Annotated in this window: 21 protein-coding genes; 14 read left to right on the top strand and 7 right to left on the bottom strand. The window is 56.8% G+C overall.

The genetic code is table 11. The annotated features are described in order from the left end of the window. Positions 1–78 precede the first annotated feature (78 nt). A complete protein-coding gene (locus ACWWFX_RS03005) occupies positions 79–279 on the top strand; it encodes a hypothetical protein (RefSeq protein WP_473223185.1) in 201 nt (66 codons plus the stop codon). A 38-nt stretch (positions 280–317) separates the two neighbouring features. On the opposite strand, the gene hypE is transcribed toward ACWWFX_RS03005, so the two are convergent. The 5 genes from hypE to hypA are packed head-to-tail and all read right to left on the bottom strand — an operon-like array spanning position 318 to position 3,935. Beyond that, positions 318–1,328, bottom strand: a complete 1,011-nt coding sequence (hypE, locus tag ACWWFX_RS03000; protein ID WP_473223184.1) for a hydrogenase expression/formation protein HypE — start codon at positions 1,326–1,328, stop codon at positions 318–320. Further along, on the bottom strand, positions 1,325–2,446 hold the full coding sequence (hypD, locus tag ACWWFX_RS02995) for a hydrogenase formation protein HypD (protein ID WP_149463427.1): 1,122 nt from the start codon (positions 2,444–2,446) through the stop codon (positions 1,325–1,327). Before hypD ends, hypE begins: the two co-directional genes overlap by 4 nt. Then, positions 2,446–2,718 carry a HypC/HybG/HupF family hydrogenase formation chaperone gene (locus ACWWFX_RS02990; RefSeq protein ID WP_015963272.1) on the bottom strand — a complete coding sequence of 91 codons (273 nt, stop codon included), beginning with the start codon at positions 2,716–2,718 and terminating at the stop codon, positions 2,446–2,448. The genes hypD and ACWWFX_RS02990 overlap by 1 nt, the downstream gene beginning before the upstream one ends. Beyond that, positions 2,709–3,581: a hydrogenase nickel incorporation protein HypB gene (gene hypB, locus ACWWFX_RS02985; protein ID WP_456146278.1), complete on the bottom strand. Its 873-nt coding sequence runs from the start codon at positions 3,579–3,581 to the stop codon at positions 2,709–2,711. The genes ACWWFX_RS02990 and hypB overlap by 10 nt, the downstream gene beginning before the upstream one ends. A gap of 3 nt (positions 3,582–3,584) precedes the next feature. Next, complete coding sequence (hypA, locus tag ACWWFX_RS02980) at positions 3,585–3,935, bottom strand: hydrogenase maturation nickel metallochaperone HypA (protein ID WP_231826424.1); 351 nt, start codon at positions 3,933–3,935, stop codon at positions 3,585–3,587. 213 nt (positions 3,936–4,148) lie between these two features. Between hypA and hycA the strand changes: the two genes are divergently transcribed. The 10 genes from hycA (at position 4,149) to hycI (ending at position 12,795) form a co-directional block, all read left to right on the top strand. Then, positions 4,149–4,616, top strand: coding sequence for a formate hydrogenlyase regulator HycA (hycA, locus tag ACWWFX_RS02975; RefSeq protein ID WP_276222536.1), 468 nt, complete (start codon positions 4,149–4,151; stop codon positions 4,614–4,616). An 83-nt stretch (positions 4,617–4,699) separates the two neighbouring features. After that, positions 4,700–5,311 carry a 4Fe-4S dicluster domain-containing protein gene (locus ACWWFX_RS02970; protein ID WP_473223183.1) on the top strand — a complete coding sequence of 204 codons (612 nt, stop codon included), beginning with the start codon at positions 4,700–4,702 and terminating at the stop codon, positions 5,309–5,311. Continuing rightward, positions 5,308–7,134, top strand: a complete 1,827-nt coding sequence (hycC, locus tag ACWWFX_RS02965) for a formate hydrogenlyase subunit 3 (RefSeq protein WP_473223182.1) — start codon at positions 5,308–5,310, stop codon at positions 7,132–7,134. The genes ACWWFX_RS02970 and hycC overlap by 4 nt, the downstream gene beginning before the upstream one ends. A 2-nt stretch (positions 7,135–7,136) precedes the next feature. Continuing rightward, positions 7,137–8,060, top strand: a complete 924-nt coding sequence (locus tag ACWWFX_RS02960; protein ID WP_276222529.1) for a respiratory chain complex I subunit 1 family protein — start codon at positions 7,137–7,139, stop codon at positions 8,058–8,060. A gap of 16 nt (positions 8,061–8,076) precedes the next feature. After that, positions 8,077–9,786, top strand: coding sequence for a formate hydrogenlyase subunit HycE (hycE, locus tag ACWWFX_RS02955; RefSeq protein ID WP_473223181.1), 1,710 nt, complete (start codon positions 8,077–8,079; stop codon positions 9,784–9,786). Between the two features lie 9 nt (positions 9,787–9,795). Beyond that, positions 9,796–10,338: a formate hydrogenlyase complex iron-sulfur subunit gene (locus tag ACWWFX_RS02950; protein ID WP_276222526.1), complete on the top strand. Its 543-nt coding sequence runs from the start codon at positions 9,796–9,798 to the stop codon at positions 10,336–10,338. Continuing rightward, a complete protein-coding gene (locus tag ACWWFX_RS02945) occupies positions 10,338–11,105 on the top strand; it encodes an NADH-quinone oxidoreductase subunit B family protein (protein ID WP_276222524.1) in 768 nt (255 codons plus the stop codon). The genes ACWWFX_RS02950 and ACWWFX_RS02945 overlap by 1 nt, the downstream gene beginning before the upstream one ends. Next, positions 11,102–11,512: a formate hydrogenlyase maturation HycH family protein gene (locus ACWWFX_RS02940; protein ID WP_231826428.1), complete on the top strand. Its 411-nt coding sequence runs from the start codon at positions 11,102–11,104 to the stop codon at positions 11,510–11,512. Before ACWWFX_RS02945 ends, ACWWFX_RS02940 begins: the two co-directional genes overlap by 4 nt. Before the next feature lie 96 nt (positions 11,513–11,608). Next, entirely contained in the window at positions 11,609–12,289 is a 681-nt protein-coding gene (locus tag ACWWFX_RS02935; RefSeq protein WP_473223180.1) for a hypothetical protein, read from the top strand. A 38-nt stretch (positions 12,290–12,327) separates the two neighbouring features. Beyond that, complete coding sequence (hycI, locus tag ACWWFX_RS02930; RefSeq protein ID WP_276222522.1) at positions 12,328–12,795, top strand: hydrogenase maturation peptidase HycI; 468 nt, start codon at positions 12,328–12,330, stop codon at positions 12,793–12,795. 90 nt (positions 12,796–12,885) lie between these two features. Here the strand turns inward: hycI and ACWWFX_RS02925 are convergent, their stop codons facing one another. Together ACWWFX_RS02925 and ascF are read right to left on the bottom strand one after the other, a co-directional pair. Beyond that, positions 12,886–14,310 carry a 6-phospho-beta-glucosidase gene (locus ACWWFX_RS02925; RefSeq protein WP_473223179.1) on the bottom strand — a complete coding sequence of 475 codons (1,425 nt, stop codon included), beginning with the start codon at positions 14,308–14,310 and terminating at the stop codon, positions 12,886–12,888. Between the two features lie 27 nt (positions 14,311–14,337). Further along, positions 14,338–15,777: a PTS cellobiose/arbutin/salicin transporter subunit IIBC gene (gene ascF / locus ACWWFX_RS02920; protein ID WP_473223178.1), complete on the bottom strand. Its 1,440-nt coding sequence runs from the start codon at positions 15,775–15,777 to the stop codon at positions 14,338–14,340. A gap of 223 nt (positions 15,778–16,000) precedes the next feature. Between ascF and ACWWFX_RS02915 the strand changes: the two genes are divergently transcribed. From ACWWFX_RS02915 to fdhF, 3 genes are all read left to right on the top strand, one after another. Continuing rightward, positions 16,001–17,014, top strand: a complete 1,014-nt coding sequence (locus ACWWFX_RS02915; RefSeq protein ID WP_473223300.1) for a LacI family DNA-binding transcriptional regulator — start codon at positions 16,001–16,003, stop codon at positions 17,012–17,014. Between the two features lie 144 nt (positions 17,015–17,158). Then, positions 17,159–17,704, top strand: a complete 546-nt coding sequence (hydN, locus tag ACWWFX_RS02910; RefSeq protein WP_473223177.1) for an electron transport protein HydN — start codon at positions 17,159–17,161, stop codon at positions 17,702–17,704. Between the two features lie 36 nt (positions 17,705–17,740). Beyond that, positions 17,741–19,891, top strand: coding sequence for a formate dehydrogenase subunit alpha (gene fdhF, locus ACWWFX_RS02905; protein ID WP_473223176.1), 2,151 nt, complete (start codon positions 17,741–17,743; stop codon positions 19,889–19,891). Positions 19,892–19,894: the final 3 nt, after the last annotated feature.

Here is a 19,894-nt window from a genome sequence, read left to right as displayed (position 1 = left end):
TAGCCCACAAACGTACCGTGAGGGTACGGAAAAAGAAAAAATTAGATTAATGGCAGGGCGGAACCTGCTTTTTGTCGGGTGGCGCTGCGCTTTCCCGACCTACAACGGCCAAACCATCATGCCGGTGCATGGTGTCGGGTGGCGCTGCGCTTACCCGACCTACAACGGCCAAACCATCATGCCGGTGCATGGTGTCGGGTGCGCTACGCTTACCCGACCTACAAACGGTCAAACCATCATGCCGGTGCATGGTGTCGGGTGCGCTACGCTTACCCGTAGGCCGGGCAAGCGCAGCGCCCCCGGCACAAAGCGGGCACTCAGCAAATCCGCGGCAGCGGCTCTGCGTGCGGAAGATCGAGCGTGCGTTTCACGCCGTACAGCCCGGCGACGCGCACGCCTTTGCGTTCGGTGACTTCACCAATAATCGCCGCATCGCGCCCCAAAGGATGCGCACGCAGCGCTTCCAGCACAGCATCCGCCGCATCGCGTGCCACGCCGATCACCAGTTTGCCTTCGTTGGCAAAGTTAAGCGCATCCAGCCCCAGCAGTTCACATACGCCGCGCACCGCCTCTTTCAGCGGCAGTTTCTGCTCGTGCAGTTCAATACCGAAACCGCTGGTGGCGGCATACTCATGCGCCACGGCATTCACGCCGCCACGGGTGGCGTCGCGCAGGGCTTTCACGCCAGGAATATGACGCAGCGCCTGAATCAGCGGCGTCAGCACCGCACAGTCGCTCGCCAGTTCGCCATCCAGCCCCATCTGCTCGCGAAGGTTAAGGATAGTCGCTCCGTGGTCGCCCAGGGTGCCGCTCACCAATAATTGGTCGCCAGGCTGCAACTGCGCCGCACCCCAGTGAATATCCGCCGGAATCGCGCCCATACCCGCGGTATTGATAAACAGTTTATCCGCCGCGCCGCGCGGTACCACTTTGGTATCGCCGGTCACGATGGCGATATCCGCCGCTTTCGCCGTCGCCGCCATGCTGTTCACCACCGCTTCCAGCGTCTCCATTGGCAGGCCTTCTTCGAGGATAAAACCGCAGGAGAGAAAGCGCGGGATCGCGCCGCTGACTGCGACATCATTCGCCGTACCGCACACCGCCAGTTTGCCGATGTTACCGCCGGGGAAGAAAAGCGGGTCGATAACGTAGCTATCGGTGGAGAAGGCCAAACGGTCGCCCTGCGCGGTCAGCGTTGCCAGCGACAAACGCGCCTGATCTTCCTGCTCCGCCAGCCACGGGTTGGCGAATGCCTGCATAAACAGGTCGCCAATCAACTGCTGCATTGCCTGGCCGCCACTGCCGTGAGCGAGCTGAATACTTTTCATGCTTCTGATTCCTGACTGCGATATTGATACCAGGCCGCGCAGGCTCCCTCGGAGGAAACCATCAGTGCGCCGAAGGCACTTTGTGGATTACAGGTGTTGCCGAAAAGCGGGCATTGATGCGGTTTGCAGCGCCCGGTTAACACGTCGCCGCAGCGCGCGCGTGGGTCATCGCTGACATTTTGCGGCGCAGGTTTGAAGTGCGCTTCTGCATCAAATGATTGATATTTTTCGGTTAACTGCACGCCAGAGTCATTGATAAGCCCCAGACCGCGCCATTCGCTGTCGCCTTTCACGGTAAACACGTCGGCGATAGCCACCTGCGCCAGCCGGTTGCCTTCATCGGGCACGACCCGGCGGTATTGATTCTCTACCTGAATGTTATCCGCTATTTTCTGCTCAACCAGCATGTTCACGCCTTGCAGTAGATCAATCGGTTCGAATCCAGCGACCACTAATGGACGATGAAAATCGCTGGCGATAAATCCATAAGCGTCGGTGCCGATGACCATACTGACGTGGCCCGGCGCGAGGAACGCGTCAATGCCGTTGTCCGGTTGCTCCAGCAGGCTGCGCAACGTCGGGATGAGCGTAATGTGCTGACAGAAAAAGAAGAAATTATCGACCTGCTGGATACGCGCCTGTTGCAGCGTAATGGCGGTAGCGGGCATGGTAGTTTCGAAGCCAAGGCCAAAGAACACCACTTTGCGATCAGGGTTCTGTTTTGCCAGTTTCAACGCATCCATCGGCGAATAGATAATGCGCACGTCCGCGCCGCGCGATTTCGCCTGCATCAGCGAGCCATTTTTCCCCGGCACGCGCATCGCATCGCCAAAGGTGCAGAAAATCACTTCCGGATGGCTGGCGATTTCGATACAGCTATCGATGCGCCCCATCGGCAGTACGCACACCGGGCAGCCCGGCCCGTGGATGAACTCGATGTTATCCGGCAGAAGCTGGTCGAGGCCAAACTTAAAAATGGCGTGGGTATGACCGCCGCACACTTCCATGATGCGCAACGGGCGCGCGGCGGTGTAGTTCAGCAGCGCCGCGCGGGATTTCAGATGCGCGATAAGCTGCATTACCTGCTCAGGGGCGCGATATTCATCAACGAAACGCATCAGTGCTCCTCGCCATACAGCAGCGCGCCGACGTCCGGCTCGACTTCAAACATATTGTGCAGCGCCGCGAGGGTGTCGCGGGCTTCTTCTTCGTTAATGATGCTCATGGCGAAGCCGACGTGCACCAGCACCCACTGGCCGATACGCGACTGGCCCTGTTCATCTACCGCGCCAACCAGCGTCAGGTCAACGTCGCGCTTTACGCCACTGACTTCCACTTTCGCCTGTACGCCATCAATGGCGCAGATTTGCCCCGGAATGCCTATGCACATCGCTGTGCCTCCAGCCAGTTTAGCCAGGTGTCCATGCCTTCGCCGCTGGTGGCGGAGATCAGCAGAACTTCAATATTCGGATTCACTTCACGGGCGTAAGCGATGCACTTCTCAACGTCGAAGTTGAGGTACGGCAGCAGGTCGACTTTATTGAGCAGCATGATAGATGCGGCGGCAAACATATGCGGATATTTGAGCGGTTTGTCTTCACCTTCGGTGACGGAGAGCACGGCGACTTTGTGCTTTTCGCCGAGATCAAAACTTGCCGGGCACACCAGGTTGCCGACGTTTTCGATAAACAGAATGCCGTGGTTATCCAGCGGCAAACGCGGCGCGGCGTCGGCAATCATCTGCGCGTCAAGGTGACAACCTTTACCGGTGTTGACCTGAATGGCTGGTGTACCGGTGGCGCGAATCCGCGCGGCATCGTTCACCGTTTGCTGATCGCCTTCAATAACGGCGCAAGGCACCTTGTCTTTCAGGCGCATTAAGGTTTCGGTGAGCAGGGTGGTTTTACCGGAGCCCGGGCTGGAGACCAGGTTCAGCACTAACAGTTCGCGGGCGGCAAAGCGTGCGCGGTTGCGCGCGGCGAGCTGGTTGTTTTTATCCAGCACGTCAATCTCGACTTCCAGCATGCGACGCTGGCTCATGCCCGGCGCGTGGGTTCCCGCTTCGCCGTGACCGTAATGCAGGTCGCCGTTGTCGGCGCGCGTCGGTTCAAATTCCTGGGTTTTCACGCCCGTAATGGTCATTGCTGGCCGTGCAGCAGAGGCGAAAGGCGCACTGCGAAACGGCGAGTGCGGGTTATGTTCGTCTCCCTCTATATAGAGGTTACCTTCTCCACAACCACAGGTGGTACACATAGCTTACTCCTGGTCTATTTCAATTCGCTGAATCTGTAAACCGTCATCCGCCACAATTTGCAGGTCGTTACTTTGGCATTGCGGACAGCGGCGCACGTGAACGGAGAGTAACTGAACATATTGCTGGCACTTTTCGCACCAGCACTCTGCCTCTTGTTCTTCGACGTGTAATTTACATCCTTCAGCTAAGGTGCCGCGGCATACCAGATCAAAACAAAAGGTCATTGCGCTGGTTTCGACGCAGGAAAATGCGCCAACTTTGAGCCAGACCCCGGTTACGCGTTTTGCGCCGTGCTGGGTGGCCTGCTGTTCGACGATTTCCAGCGCCCGCTGGCAGAGCGTAATTTCGTGCATAACGCCTCCGACATTTCATTGACCCGATTAATGCAATAACGATGCCAGAGATGAAATCTGATGCATTTGTACTGTCGATGACAGTGTCAAACTGACGAAATGACATGTCACTCCTTGCTGTCATAATGTGTAAAACCCATATTTTTCAACAGCATAAAAACTGGCATGGAACGTGCTTATCAGGGTGAGTCTCTATCAACCGGGTAACCTGACATGACCATTTGGGAAATTAGCGAAAAAGCTGACTTCATCGCCGATCGACACCATCGCCAACAGGAACAGTGGCGTATTTACTGCAACTCGCTGGTTCAGGGGATCACGCTTTCCAAAGCGCGCCTGCATCATGCGGTGAATTGCGCGCCGGATAAGGATCTCAGCTTTGTGCTGTTCGAACACTTTGTGCTTTCCGTGAGCCTGGTCGGCGGCTTCAACAGCCACACCATCGAATACACCGTCGAAACGCGCGACGGAGAAGACAAAAAATGTATTGCCCGCGCGGAGTTAAACGCCGACGGCACCGTGGATAACGGTGTCAAATGCCGCGACCGCGAGCAGGTGCTGGAACACTATCTGGAAAAAATCGCCCCGGTTTATGACGCCCTGTATGCCGCGCTGGAAAGCGACAGCCCGGTGACGTTCAACCCGCTGGCGCAAAGCGTGAATACGGCCAAAGTAGCCTGAAGTACCGGTGTGTCGACAGGTGTCGAAATGACACCTGCTCTGCATGATTTCGTCAAAAATGACTGTCACCTGAGGAAGACCTGGTGAACCGTTTTGTAATTGCTGACTCAAGCGTCTGTATTGGCTGCCGCACCTGCGAAGCCGCCTGTTCCGAGACGCATCGCCATCATGGATTGCAGTCCATGCCGCGTCTGCGCGTGATGCGCAATGAAAAAGAATCTGCCCCGCAGATGTGCCACCACTGTGAAGACGCGCCGTGCGCCACCGTTTGCCCGGTGAACGCTATCAACCGCGTTGACGGTGGGGTACAGCTCAATGAAAGCCTGTGCGTAAGCTGCAAACTGTGCGGCATCGCCTGCCCGTTTGGTGCCATCGAATTCTCCGGTAGCCGTCCGCTGGATATTCCGGCCAATGCCAATACCCCGAAAGCACTGCCTGCACCGCCTGCGCCTGCGCGCGTGAGCACGCTGCTGGACTGGGTGCCGGGCGTTCGCGCCATCGCCGTGAAGTGCGATTTGTGCGACTTCGACGAAGAAGGCCCGGCCTGTGTACGCACCTGCCCAACTAAAGCGCTGCATCTGGTCAATAACATGGATATTGCTCGCGTCAGCAAACGCAAACGCGAACTGACCTTTAATACCGACTTAGGCGATCTGTCGCTGTTGCAGAGCATGCAGGAAGGAGAGGCGAAATGAGCGTGATGTCGTTAATTGATAGTGCGGTCGCCTGGTTTGCGGCGGCGGCGGTGCTCGCTTTTCTGCTGTCGTTCAATAAACCGCTGAGCGGCTGGGTTGCCGGTATTGGCGGCGCGGTCGGCAGTGTCTGCACGGCGCTGGCGGGTTTTGGGGTATTAACGCATGCGCAGCCCATTGCCGGGGTACTCCCGCTGGTGGGTCATCGCGTGCTGGCCACTCCGCTGAATTCCATCTGGCTGATTGCTTTTGGCCTGTGTGGTCTGTTTATCAGCCTGTTTAACATTACCTGGCATCGTCATCCGCAGGCGAAAGCCAATGGCTGGCTGATGAACATTCTGCTGGCGGCGGCGGTATGCGCTACGCTTGCAGATAACCTGGGTTCGATGGTTGTCATGGCGGAAATCATGGCGCTGTGCGGCGCGTTCCTGACCGGCTGCGCCACCTCCGGCAAACTGTGGTTTGCGTTGGGTCGCCTGGGCACAATTCTGCTGGCGGTCGCCTGCTGGTTGCTGTGGCAACGCTACGGCTCGCTGGAGCTTTCCGTCCTGAATCAACGGACGCTGCTGCTGCCGCTCGGATCTGATATTTGGGTTCTGAGCGTGCTGGGCTTCGGCCTGCTGGCGGGGATTATTCCGCTGCACGGTTGGGTGCCGCAGGCGCATGCCAATGCCAGCGCACCGGCTGCGGCGCTGTTCTCCGCCGTAGTGATGAAAGTCGGTTTACTCGGCATTTTGACCGTCTCGCTGATTGGCGTGAATCAACCGCTGTGGTGGGGGATTGCCCTGCTGGTGCTGGGAATGATCACCGCGTTTGTCGGCGGTCTTTATGCGCTGATGGAACACAATATTCAGCGTCTGCTGGCGTACCACACGCTGGAAAATATCGGCATCATTCTGCTCGGCCTTGGCGCTGGCGTAACCGGTATTGCGCTGCAACAGCCGGTTCTGGTGGCGCTGGGCTTAACCGGTGGTCTCTATCACCTGGTGAACCACAGCCTGTTTAAAACCACGCTGTTTCTCGGCGCAGGCGCGGTGTGGTATCGCACCGGGCATCGCGATATCGAAAAACTGGGCGGTATCGGCAAAAAAATGCCGGTTATCTCCATTGCCATGCTGGTTGGTCTGATGGCGATGGCTGCGCTGCCGCCGCTGAACGGCTTCGCGGGCGAATGGGTTATCTATCAATCCTTCTTCAAACTGAGCACCAGCGACCTGTTTATTGGGCGTCTGTTAGGACCGCTGCTGGCGGTGGGCCTCGCCATTACCGGCGCGCTGGCGGTGATGTGTATGGCGAAAGTCTATGGCGTCACCTTCCTTGGCGCACCGCGTACGAAAGAGGCGGAAAACGCCTGCTGCGCACCGCTGCTGATGGGCGTGAGCACCGTGGCGATGGCGCTGCTGTGCGTCGTGGGTGGCGTTGCGGCACCCTGGCTGCTGCCGCTGCTGACCTCCGCCGTGCCGCTGCCGTTGCAGACCGCGAGCACCGTGGTGTCTCAGCCGATGATCACCTTACTGCTGATTGCCTGCCCGCTGCTGCCGTTCATCATCATGACAATCTTCAAAGGCGACCGCCTGCCGAACCGTTCACGCGGCGCGGCGTGGGTGTGTGGCTATGACCATGAGCAATCAATGGTCGTCACCGCGCACGGTTTTGCCATGCCGGTTAAAGAAGCCTTTGCCGTGGTGCTGAAACTGCGCGACTGGCTGAACCCGGTGCGTCTGGTGCCAGGCTGGCAGAACGCCAGTGCGCCAGCGTTGCTGCGCGGTGTGGCGCTCGTTGAGCTTGCCGTGCTGGTGGTGATTGTGATTTCGCGAGGAGCCTGAGAATGACCGTTTTCTTTGCATTACTGCAGGCGCTGGTGCTGTTTGCCGCGGCGCCGCTGCTGTCCGGCATTACCCGCGTGGCCCGCGCGCGTATGCATAACCGCCGTGGGCCGGGGGTGTTGCAGGAGTATCGCGACATTATCAAACTGCTGGGCCGCCAGAGCGTCGGGCCGGATGCATCCGGTTGGGTCTTCCGCCTGACGCCGTTTGTGATGGTCGGCGTGATGCTCACCATTGCGACCGCGCTGCCGGTGGTAACAGTAGGGTCTTTGATGCCGTCTCTGGGCGATCTCATCACCCTGATTTATCTGTTCGCCATTGCCCGTTTCTTCTTTGCCATCGCCGGGCTGGATACCGGTAGCCCGTTCACCGCCATCGGCGCAAGCCGTGAAGCGATGCTGGGCGTGCTGGTGGAGCCGATTCTGCTGCTCGGCCTGTGGGTGGCCGCGCTGGTGGCGGGGTCTACGCACATCAGCAATATCGCGAACACCGTTTATCACTGGCCTGTTTCTCACTCCCTGCCGCTGCTGCTGGCCCTTTGCGCCTGCGCGTTCGCCACCTTTATCGAAATGGGCAAACTGCCGTTCGACCTGGCTGAAGCAGAGCAGGAGTTGCAGGAAGGCCCGCTGTCTGAGTACAGCGGCAGTGGCTTCGGCATCCTGAAATGGGGCATCAGCCTGAAACAACTGGTGGTGCTGCAAATGTTCGTCGGCGTCTTCATTCCGTGGGGCCAGATGACCAGCTTCAGCGTTGGCGGCCTTGTGCTGGCGCTGGTGGCTGCGGTCGTCAAACTGGTGGTCGGCGTTCTGGTGATTGCCCTGTTCGAAAACAGCATGGCGCGTCTGCGTTTTTGCGCCACGTCTCGCGTCACTTGGGCGGGTTTTGGTTTTGCGTTTTTAGCTTTCGTCTCCTTGCTGGCGGCGTGATTAAGAGAGTTTGAGCATGTCTGAAGAAAAAATCGGTCAACATTACCTCGCCGCACTGCATCAGACCTTTCCGGGCGTGGTGCTGGATGAAGCCTGGCAGACGAAAGATCAGCTTACTATTACGGTGAAGGTGAACTACCTGCCGGAAGTGGTGGAGTTTCTTTACTACAAACAGGGCGGCTGGCTGTCGGTGCTGTTCGGCAACGATGAACGCAAGCTGAACGGCCACTACGCGGTCTATTACGTGCTCTCCATGGAGCAGGGCACGAAATGCTGGGTAACGGTGCGCGTCGAAGTGGACGCCAACACGCTGGAATATCCGTCCGTGACGCCGCGCGTGCCTGCCGCGGTGTGGGGCGAGCGCGAAGTGCGCGACATGTACGGTTTGATTCCGGTTGGTTTACCGGATGAGCGTCGTCTGGTTCTGCCGGATGACTGGCCGGACGAACTTTATCCGCTGCGTAAAGACAGCATGGATTACCGTCAGCGCCCGGCACCGACCACCGATGCCGAAACCTACGAGTTCATCAACGAACTGGGCAGCAAAAAGAACAACGTGGTGCCGATTGGCCCGTTGCACGTTACCTCTGATGAACCGGGTCACTTCCGTCTGTTTGTTGACGGTGAAAATATTATCGACGCCGATTACCGTCTGTTCTACGTCCACCGTGGCATGGAAAAACTGGCGGAAACCCGTATGGGCTACAACGAAGTCACTTTCTTGTCGGATCGCGTCTGCGGTATCTGCGGCTTCGCCCACAGCACGGCGTACACCACCTCCGTTGAGAATGCGATGGGCATCGTGGTGCCGGAACGTGCGCAGATGATCCGCGCCATTTTGCTGGAGGTGGAACGCCTGCACTCGCACCTGCTGAACCTCGGCCTGGCCTGCCACTTCACCGGGTTTGACTCCGGTTTTATGCAGTTCTTCCGCGTGCGTGAAACCTCCATGAAAATGGCGGAAATCCTCACCGGGGCGCGTAAAACCTACGGTCTGAACCTGATTGGCGGTATTCGTCGCGACCTGCTGAAAGATGACATGATCCAGACCCGCCAGCTGGCGCAGCAGATGCGTCGCGACGTGCAGGACCTGGTAGACGTGCTGCTGAGCACCCCGAACATGGAACAGCGCACCGTCGGCATTGGTCGTCTTGACCCGGAAATCGCCCGCGACTTCAGTAACGTCGGCCCGATGGTTCGCGCCAGTGGACACGCCCGCGACACCCGCGCCGATCACCCGTTTGTCGGTTATGGCCTGCTGCCGATGGAAGTCCACAGCGAGCAGGGCTGTGATGTGATTTCGCGCCTGAAAGTGCGTATCAACGAAGTCTTTACCGCGCTGAATATGATTGATTTCGGCCTCGATAACCTGCCTGGCGGCCCGCTGGCGGTGGAAGGCTTTACCTACATTCCGCATCGCTTCGCCCTTGGCTTTGCCGAAGCGCCGCGCGGCGATGATATCCACTGGAGCATGACCGGCGACAACCAGAAACTCTACCGCTGGCGCTGCCGTGCGGCGACCTATGCGAACTGGCCGACCCTGCGCTACATGCTGCGCGGCAACACCGTTTCCGATGCGCCGCTGATTATCGGTAGCCTCGACCCTTGCTACTCCTGTACCGACCGCATGACTGTGGTTGATGTGCGTAAGAAGAAAAGCAAAGTGGTGCCGTACAAAGAACTTGAGCGCTACAGCATCGAGCGTAAAAACTCGCCGCTGAAATAAGGAATCGCCATGTTTACCTTTATCAAAAAAGTGATCAAAACCGGTACGACCACCGCGTCGTATCCGCTGGAGCCGCTGCCGGTTGATAAAAACTTCCGTGGCAAACCGGAACATAATCCGCAGCAGTGCGTAGGCTGTGCGGCCTGCGTGAACGCGTGCCCGTCTAACGCGCTGACCGTGGAAACGGATTTAGCCACCAACCAACTGGCGTGGCAATTCAACCTGGGTCGCTGCATTTTCTGCGGCCGCTGTGAAGAAGTGTGCCCAACGGCGGCGATTAAACTGTCGCAGGAGTACGAACTGGCGGTGTGGAAAAAAGAGGACTTCTTACAGCAGTCGCGCTTTGACATCTGTAACTGCCGCGTTTGTCAGCGTCCGTTTGCGGTGCAAAAAGAGATCGACTACGCCATTGCGATCCTCAAGCACAACGGCGACAGCCGCGCGGAAAAACATCGCGAAAGCTTCGAAACCTGCCCGGAATGCAAACGCCAGAAATGCCTGGTGCCGTCCGACCGTATTGAACTGACTCGCCATATGAAAGAGGCCATCTGATGAGTGCTTTACTAGGCCCACGTGATGATAACGGCATGCCGGTGCCGATGACGGTGGAAGAGTCCATCGCCAGCATGAAAACGGCGTTACTGAAAAACATCAAACGTTCCGCGTATGTTTACCGCGTGGACTGCGGCGGCTGTAATGGCTGCGAAATCGAGATTTTCGCCACGCTTTCGCCGCTGTTTGATGCTGAACGCTTCGGCATTAAAGTTGTGCCGTCGCCGCGTCATGCGGACATCCTGCTGTTCACTGGCGCAGTCACCCGCGCCATGCGTTCCCCGGCGCTGCGTGCCTGGCAATCGGCGCCGGACCCGAAAATCTGTATCTCTTACGGCGCCTGCGGCAACAGCGGCGGCATCTTCCACGACCTGTACTGCGTCTGGGGCGGCACCGACAAAATCGTGCCGGTGGATGTTTACATCCCAGGCTGCCCGCCGACGCCTGCCGCCACGCTGTATGGCTTTGCAATGGCGCTCGGCCTGCTGGAGCAGAAAATCCACGCCCGCGCGCCGGGTGAACTGGACGCACAACCGGCAGAACTGCTGCACCCGGATATGAACCAGCCGCTGCGCGTTCGCGTTGACCGCGCCGCGCGCCGTCTGGCGGGCTATCGCTATGGCCGCCAGATTGCAGACGATTATCTGCGTCTGCTGGGGCAGGGCGATCACCAGGTTCAGCGCTGGCTGGAAGCCGAAAGCGATCCCCGTCTGACCGAAATCGTCGGCCAGCTTAATCACGTTGTTGAAGAGGCGCGTATCCGATGAGCGAAACGGTGGTGTTCAGTCAACTGAGCCGTAAATTTATTGATGAGAACGATGCGACGCCGTCTGAGGCGCAGCAGGTTGTCTATTACAGCCTGGCGATTGGCCACCACCTCGGGGTGATCGACTGCCTCGAAGCCGCGCTGACCTGCCCGTGGGATCAATACCTCGCATGGATTGCTACGCTGGAAGAGGGCAGCGTCGCGCGGCGCAAAATGGAAGGCGTGCCGAAGTACGGTGAAATCGTTATCGACAGTAATCACGTCTCTATGCTCGCGAACGCGTTTGATAAAGCGCGTGCGGGGCAAACAGCGCAGCAGAAGGAATGGAGCGAAGCGATGCTCGGTATGCTGCACGCGATTTATCAGGAAAGTGCGATTTATTTGATGGTCCGGAGGCTTCGTGACTGACTTCAAACCTTTTTCTGGCTAATTGCTTAGACTTGCGCGTCGAGAGTTCGTTGACTCTCGACAATCATTTTCCTGACTAGCCATAAGGGTTGCGATATGGATATCCAAATGAAGGATGTGGCTGAAAGCCTTTTAGGAAGGGCTTTGCTCAATACTGACGGCTATGATTTAAATGACATTGAACAGGTCGAGCATACGCCAGGAGTGAGAATTCCTGAGACACTGAAGTCCTTCTGGCAATTAGTGGGGCGGTTGAAAATGTTCACATCGTCTTTTGAATTGTTTTTGCCACCAAACGAAATATTTCTGGAAGGTGACTATCTTGTTTTTTTGCAAGAAAATCAGGGTGTTTGTTATTGGAGCGTAAAAATTTCTGATACCGATAATTCAGAATTAATCGTATATCAGTGTTCTAATAGTGATGCTGAACACCCTGAGTGGCATTCGGAAGAGATGACTCTGCCTTATTTTCTTGAAATGCTTATGTACTATCAATGTGCTCAAGGCGGTTATGCATTTGGTGGTGCAGTTTATGAACGTAATTATCAGAGTAAAGATGATTTTTGGCGATTTTTAAAACTATCCACGGAGGGATGGTTAAAGGTGGTAGAACACAGCGTTGAGAGTCATGGTCTGGTGATTTATATGAAAGATACCAATCTTATCTGGCATTTTACTAACAAAGATGGCGATGTAGATAACATGATTTTTGCTTCTTCTCTGACAAGTAGTGGAATGAAGTGGTTAGAGAAGGAATATGGATTTCAAGAACTTTAATGAATTTGACAGCAATATAAGTATAGCGAGCGTATTAAGTGACTGACGTATTACTCTGTGTAGGCAACAGCATGATGGGCGATGATGGCGCAGGCCCGTTGCTCGCCGAAATGTGCGCCGCCGCGCCGAAAGGCAACTGGGTGGTGATTGACGGCGGCAGCGCGCCGGAAAACGACGTCTTCGCCATCCGCGAACTGCACCCGGAACGTCTGCTGATTGTCGATGCCACCGACATGGGGCTAAACCCCGGCGAGATCCGCATCATCGACCCGGATGACATCGCCGAGATGTTTATGATGACCACCCATAATATGCCGCTGAACTATTTGGTCGAACAGCTCAAAGAAGATGTCGGCGAGGTGATTTTCCTCGGCATTCAGCCGGATATTGTCGGTTTCTATTACCCGATGACCCAGGCGATTAAAGACGCGGTTGAGGTGGTTTATCAGCGGCTTGAAGGTTGGGAATGTAACGGCGGGTTTGCGCAGTTAGAGGCTGAGGAGTAACCATGCCGGATGGCGGCTACGCCTTATCCGGCCTACCAATCTATGCAATACCGTAGGCCGGATAAGCGTTAGCGCTATCCGGCACTGCTGTTATCCCAAATCTTCCCCGTTACTCGCAATCACCTTCTTATACCACCAGAACGATTTTTTGCGCGTGCGGGCCAGCGTGCCGTTGCCTGCGTCATCGCGGTCGACATAGACAAAACCATACCGTTTGCTCATCTCGCCCGTCGAGGCCGCCACCAGGTCGATACAGCCCCAACTGGTGTAGCCGATCACCGGAATGCCGTCGCCAATTGCCTCGCCCATCGCGCGGATATGTTCGCGCAGATAGCTGATGCGATAGTCGTCGTTAATCTCACCCTGCGCGTTCACTTCGTCCTTCGCACCCAGCCCGTTTTCCACTAAAAACAGCGGCTTCTGGTAGCGGTCGTACATCATGTTCATGGTGATGCGCAGCCCCAGCGGGTCGATGCCCCAGCCCCATTCGCTGGCCTGGATGTGCGGGTTTTTCAGCGATTTCACAATGTTCGCCGCGTTGGTGTTATTGGCGTTCATCTCGGCAGATGCGCAGCGAGACGCGTAGTAGCTGAACGACACGAAATCGACGGTATTTTTCAGGATCTCGTCATCGCCCTCGGCTTTCTCAATCACCACGCCTTTTTCGCGGAATACGCGGGCGGAGTATGAGGGATACGCGCCACGCGCCTGCACATCGATAAAGAACAGGTTTTCGCGGTCTTTCTCCAGTGCCATCCACACATCTTCCGGCTTGCAGGAGTAAGGGTAGAAATTGCCGCCCGCCAGCATGCAGCCAACCTGGTTTTGCGGGTTAACCTCGTGGGCGATTTTGGTGGCCAGCGCGCTGGCAATAAGCTCATGGTGCGCCGCCTGATACTTCACTTGATCCTGATTTTCACCGTCTTCAAACACCAGCCCGGCACCGGAGAAGGGGCTGTGAAGCATGATGTTGATTTCATTGAAGGTGAGCCAGTATTTTACCAGCCCGTCAAACGCTTCAAAGCAGGTGCGCGCGTAGCGAGTGAAGAACTCGACCATTTTGCGGTTGCGCCACGAGCCGTACTCTGTCACCAGATGCATTGGCACATCGAAGTGGCATAACGTGACCAGCGGTTCGATGCCGTACTTTTTACACTCTTCAAATACCGCGCGGTAAAAGGCAATGCCTTCCGCGTTCGGCGTCAGCTCATCGCCGTTGGGGTAAAGACGCGCCCAGGCAATGGAGGTGCGAAACACGGTAAAGCCCATTTCCGCCATCAGGGCGATATCTTCTTTGTAGCGATGATAAAAATCGGTCGCCTGATGGCTGGGGTAAAACTCATCGTCACGCAGGCTAAAGCGTTTTTCCAGGCCCAGCTTAACCGGCAGGCGATTCGCGCCATGCGGGATCATATCGACCGTGGTCAGGCCTTTACCGCCTTCAAGATAAGCCCCTTCGCACTGGTTGGCGGCCAGTGCGCCGCCCCATAAAAATCCTTCCGGAAATATCGACATGCGTTTCCTCGTTATATGTTATGTGTTTCAGACGGTTGCTGGCGCTGCGGCCTGACGCGTGCGGGCATCGGCGGCAGCTTCTTCGACCGGGATATCTTCAAAGCCCAGGATCAGCGTCAAAATAAAGGAGAGCACCACCGCCAGCGCCATCACGCCAAAGACCCACACAATGGTCATCGGATTCGCGGGGTCAAAGAACTGCACGCTGGTGAACAGGCCGGGAGCCGCCATCGAGTGACTGGCAAGCCCGGCAATACCTGCAACGGCACCGCAGATAAAGCCGCTGATCAGGCTGGCGATTAACGGGCGTTTCAGCCTGACCGCCACGCCGTACAGCGCCGGTTCAGAGATACCCGCCAGAATTGCCGAGGCCGCCGCAGCCAGCGCCGTCTGGCGCAGTTCCGGGTTTTTGGTTTTCCACGCCACCGCCAGCGATGAGCCGCCCAGCGACAGGTTCGCACCGATTTCCGACGGCATTACCATGCCCTCTTTACCCGTTTCGGCGATGGTTTGAATAATGGTGGGCGTAAAGACGCGGTGCATCCCGGTCATTACCAGCAGCGGCCACAGCGCGCCCATAATGGCGACCGACAGCCAGCCGAGATAGCCGTGAATAGTGTAAACCAGCGCAGAAATGCCGCTGCCGATCCAGATTCCAATCGGGCCGATGAGCAGGATCGCCAGCGGGGCGGCAATCAGCACAATCAGCATCGGTTTGAGGAAGTTTTTCGTTACCGCAGGCGTAATGCGATCCACCCAGCGTTCGATGTACGACAGGCACCAGGTCATCACCAGCGCCGGAATAACCGTATAGGTATATTTCACCGCCGTGACCGGCACGAAGGCGAATTCCACATGCTCGCCCTGTGCGGCTTTCGCCATCAGTTCGATAAAGCTTGGGTGCACCAGCACGCCTGCAATGGCGATGGCCAGCGACATGTTGGTTTTAAATTTCACGGCGGCAGAGGCGGCGACCATCAGCGGCAGGAAGAAGAACGCGCCGTCGCCGATCACCGTCAGAATGGTCAGCGTCGGTGCGCCTTTGGTCAGCACGCCGGACATTTCGAGGATCATCGCCAGCAGCTTGACCATCGATCCGCCGATAATCGCCGGGATCAGCGGTGACATGGTGCCGATCAACGCATCAAGGATCCCCGCGCCGATGCGCTTCAGCGTTATCTTCGGTTTCCCCTGCAGCACGGCAGGCTGCAACTCCCCCGGTAGCAGACTCACCACTTCCCGATATGCCTGGGAAACGGTGTTGCCGATGATCACCTGGCACTGGTTATCGCTGCGCACCACGCCGAGCACGCAGCTCAGGCTTTTCAGCGCGGGGCTATCCACCCGTGAGTCGTCTTTCAACACGAAGCGCAGACGCGTCATGCAGTGGGTCACTGCGCTGATGTTGCTGACGCCGCCGAGTAAATCGACGATGGACTTCGCCAGCGCCGCGTAGTTTTTGGACATCGGATTCTATCCTGTTTTTATCTGTAGGGGACTCACCGCCTGGGCGATGAAACGTTGCATAGGAAACCGGTTCCACAAAATCATGAAGAGTTTCATAATATCTGGCAAGAGAGTAAAAATTCATTTTTTAAATTTGTGATGGCGATCGCCATGTATGGCAAAAGCTGAAAAAGGGCAGTGTCTGAAGTACACTGCGCCCATCATTTTTGACGAGGGAAGCGAAATGGCGACGATGCTGGAGGTGGCAATGCTGGCTGGCGTGTCGAAAGCGACGGTCTCACGCGTACTGACCGGCAACGGCTATGTGGGTCAGGAGACCAAAGACCGGGTCTGGCAGGCGATTGAAGAGTGCGGCTATCGGCCTAATCTGCTGGCGCGTAATCTGGCGACCAAACGCACGCAAACGCTGGGGCTGGTTGTCACCAATACCCTGTATCACGGCGTCTATTTCAGCGAACTGCTGTTTCACGCCGCGCGGATGACGGAAAACCAGGGCCGTCAGTTGATCCTCGCCGATGGTAAACACAGCGCGGAAGAGGAGCGGGCGGCGATTCAGTATCTGCTCGATATGCGCTGCGACGGCATCATCATCTACCCGCGTTTTCTCAGCGTTGACGAAATCGACGAGCTGATTCAGCAGCATGAACAGCCGGTGCTGGTGCTCAACCGTCGCCTGCGCCGTAACCTCAGCCACTGTGTGTACTGCGACCAGGCGCGTACCAGCCAGAATGCGGTGGAGAAGCTGATTGCACAGGGGCATCGCGATATCGCATTTATTACCGGCTCGCTTGATTCGCCGACCGGCATTGAACGCTTGTCAGGCTACAAAGCCGCTTTAGCTGAACACCATATTCCATTGCGTGATGCGCTGATTGTGGAAGGGAAATGGACGCCTGCGACGGGTTCGGCAGGTGTTGATATGCTGCTTGAGCGCGGCGTTAACTTTAGCGCGCTGGTCGCCAGCAACGATGACATGGCCATCGGGGCGATGAAACAACTTCAGTCGCGCGGCCTGCGCGTGCCGGAGCAGGTCTCCGTCGTCGGTTTTGATGATATCGCCCTTGCGCCGTACATGCTGCCATCGCTCTCCAGCGTTAAAATCCCGGTGACAGAGATGATTCAGGAGATTATCCATCGCCTGATTTTCATGCTCGACGGCGGCGAATTCAAACCACAACCTTCCTTCCTCGGCGAGCTTATCGCGCGCGACTCTCTGGACGCAGGCCCGCAGGGTTAATCTCGTCACCTGTCATCGTCACTCGTGACGATGACAGGGTTAGACACAGTGCTTCAAATAAAAAATCCTTAATAAACAACTAACTAAAAGTTGGCGCGAATAATGCATTCTCCGGCTCATTCATTGTCATTGCTGGAGAATTTGATGAACCGTTTCATCATTGCAGATGCGAGTAAATGTATAGGCTGCCGGACATGCGAAGTGGCATGCGTGGTCAGCCACCAGGCCGAACAGGATTGCGCCGCGCTGACGCCGGAATCTTTCCTGCCGCGAATTCACGTCATTAAAGGCGTGAACGTCTCTACCGCGACCGCATGCCGCCAGTGCGAAGACGCGCCGTGCGCGAACGTCTGCCCGAACGGCGCGATTCGCCGCGAAAAAGGTTTTGTGCATGTGATGCAGGAACGCTGCATCGGCTGCAAAACCTGCGTCGTGGCCTGCCCGTATGGCGCGATGGAAGTGGTCGTGCGCCCGGTTGTACGCAACAGCGGCGCGGGCCTCAACGTGCGTGCCGAAAAAGCCGAAGCCAACAAATGCGACCTTTGCTTCCACCGCGAGCAAGGCCCGGCCTGTATGGAAGCCTGCCCGACGCACGCTATTTTCTGCGTTGACCGCGACAAGCTTGAGCAAATCAGCGCCGAAAAACGTCGCCGCGCTGCGCTCGATACGTCGATTTCCCTGCCGTTTTAATGATCCTCCGTTTCACTTTTAACAGGTCTGTTACTGATGAAAAAAATTACAAGTGTTTGTCCGTATTGTGGTGCTGGCTGCAAACTGAAGCTGGTTGTCGATAACAATAAAATCATCCGCGCGGAAGCTGCCGATGGGAAAACTAACCAGCATGAACTGTGCCTGAAAGGCTATTACGGCTGGGATTTCCTGAACGACACCAAACTGCTGACGCCGCGCCTGACGCAGCCGATGATCCGCTATGAAAAAGGCGGCAAGCTGACGCCAGTGAGCTGGGATGAAGCCATCAGCTATACGGCAAAACGCTTAGGCGAGATCAAAGCGAAATTCGGTCCGCGCGCCATTATGACCACCGGGTCATCGCGCGGTACCGGGAATGAAACCAACTATGTGATGCAAAAATTTGCGCGCGGCGTGCTGAATACCAATAACGTCGATTGCTGCGCGCGCGTCTGCCACGGGCCTTCCGTCGCAGGCTTGCAGGAAGCGCTCGGCAACGGCGCGATGAGTAACTCCATCGAAGACATTGAAAACTCAAGCTGTCTGCTGGTCTTTGGCTACAACTGCGCCGATTCGCACCCTATCGTGGCGCGTCGCGTAATCAAAGCCAAAGAGAAAGGCGCGAAAATTATCGTCTGCGACCCGCGTCGCATTGAAACCGCGCGTATCGCCGATCAACATCTGCAAATCAAAAACGGCTGCAACATGGCGCTGGTGAATGCGTTTTCCCATGTGCTGCTGGAAGAAAATCTCTACGACAAAGAATATGTTGCGCGCTACACCACCGGCATCGACGAGCTGCGTGAAATCGTGAAAGATTATGCGCCGGAAGCGGTGGAAGCGCTGACCGGCGTGACGGCGCAACAAATTCGTCAGGCGATGCGTACCTACGCGGCGGCACCAAGCGCCACCATTATGTGGGGCATGGGCGTCACTCAGTTTGGTCAGGCCGTGGATGTGGTGAAAGGGCTGGCAACGCTTGCGCTGCTCACCGGTAATCTGGGACGTGAACATGTCGGCGTCGGCCCGGTGCGGGGTCAGAACAATGTGCAGGGCGCGTGCGACATGGGGGTGATCCCCAACCAGTTCCCTGGTTATCAGGACGTGGTCGATGCCGACGTGCGGGCGAAATTCGCCAAAGCATGGGGTATTGACGCCAGCGTGATGGACGACAAAGTGGGCGTGCGCATTACTGAAGTGCCGCATCTGGCGCTGGAAGGGAAGGTGAAAGCCTACTACATCATGGGTGAAGATCCGCTGCAAACCGAAGCCGACTTAGGCCTGGTGCGCAAAGGGTTCGAAGCGCTCGATTTCGTGGTGGTGCAGGACATCTTTATGACCAAAACCGCCGAGCAGGCCGATGTGCTGCTGCCCGCTACCTCCTGGGGCGAACACGGTGGCGTCTTCACCTGTGCTGACCGTGGCTTCCAGCGTTTCGAAAAAGCGATCGAGCCACAATATAACGTCAAACGTGACTGGGAAATTATCAGCCTGATTGCCCAGAAAATGGGCTACCCGATGCATTACGACAATAACCAGCAAATCTGGGACGAAATGCGTGAGCTTTGCCCGCTCTTCTTTGGCGTGACTTACGATAAAATGGGCGACATGGGGCACGTTCAGTGGCCGTGTCCGACGCTCGATCACCCAGGCACACCGTATCTTTATGCAGGCAATCAGTTCGATACCCCGGATGGCAAAGGGCATCTGTTTGCTGCACCGTGGCGTGCGCCAGCCGAATGTCCGGATGATCAATATCCGCTGGTACTGTGCACCGTGCGTGAAGTGGGACACTACTCCTGCCGTTCGATGACCGGTAACTGTGCGGCGCTGCAATCGCTGGCCGATGAACCGGGCTTTGTGCAGATTAACCCGCAGGATGCGCAGAAGCTGGGCGTCAAAGACAAACAACTGGTGTGGGTGGCGTCGCGTCGCGGTAAAGTGATCACGCGCGCCAACGTCAACGAGCGTATCAATCACGGCAGTGTCTATATGACCTACCAGTGGTGGATTGGCGCCTGTAACGAACTGACCCAGGACAACCTCGATCCCATCTCTAAAACGCCGGAAACCAAGTACTGTGCGGTGAATATCAGTGCGATTGAGGATCAAAACTGGGCGGAAAACTACGCGCTGGAAAGCTACCAGTCGATGAAATCCCGCCTGCGCGAGGCGGTAGCAGGGTAATGA

The sequence above is a fragment of the Pseudocitrobacter sp. 2023LY-00077 genome (genome assembly GCF_055796175.1).
This window is presented reverse-complemented; position numbering and strand designations above follow the sequence as displayed.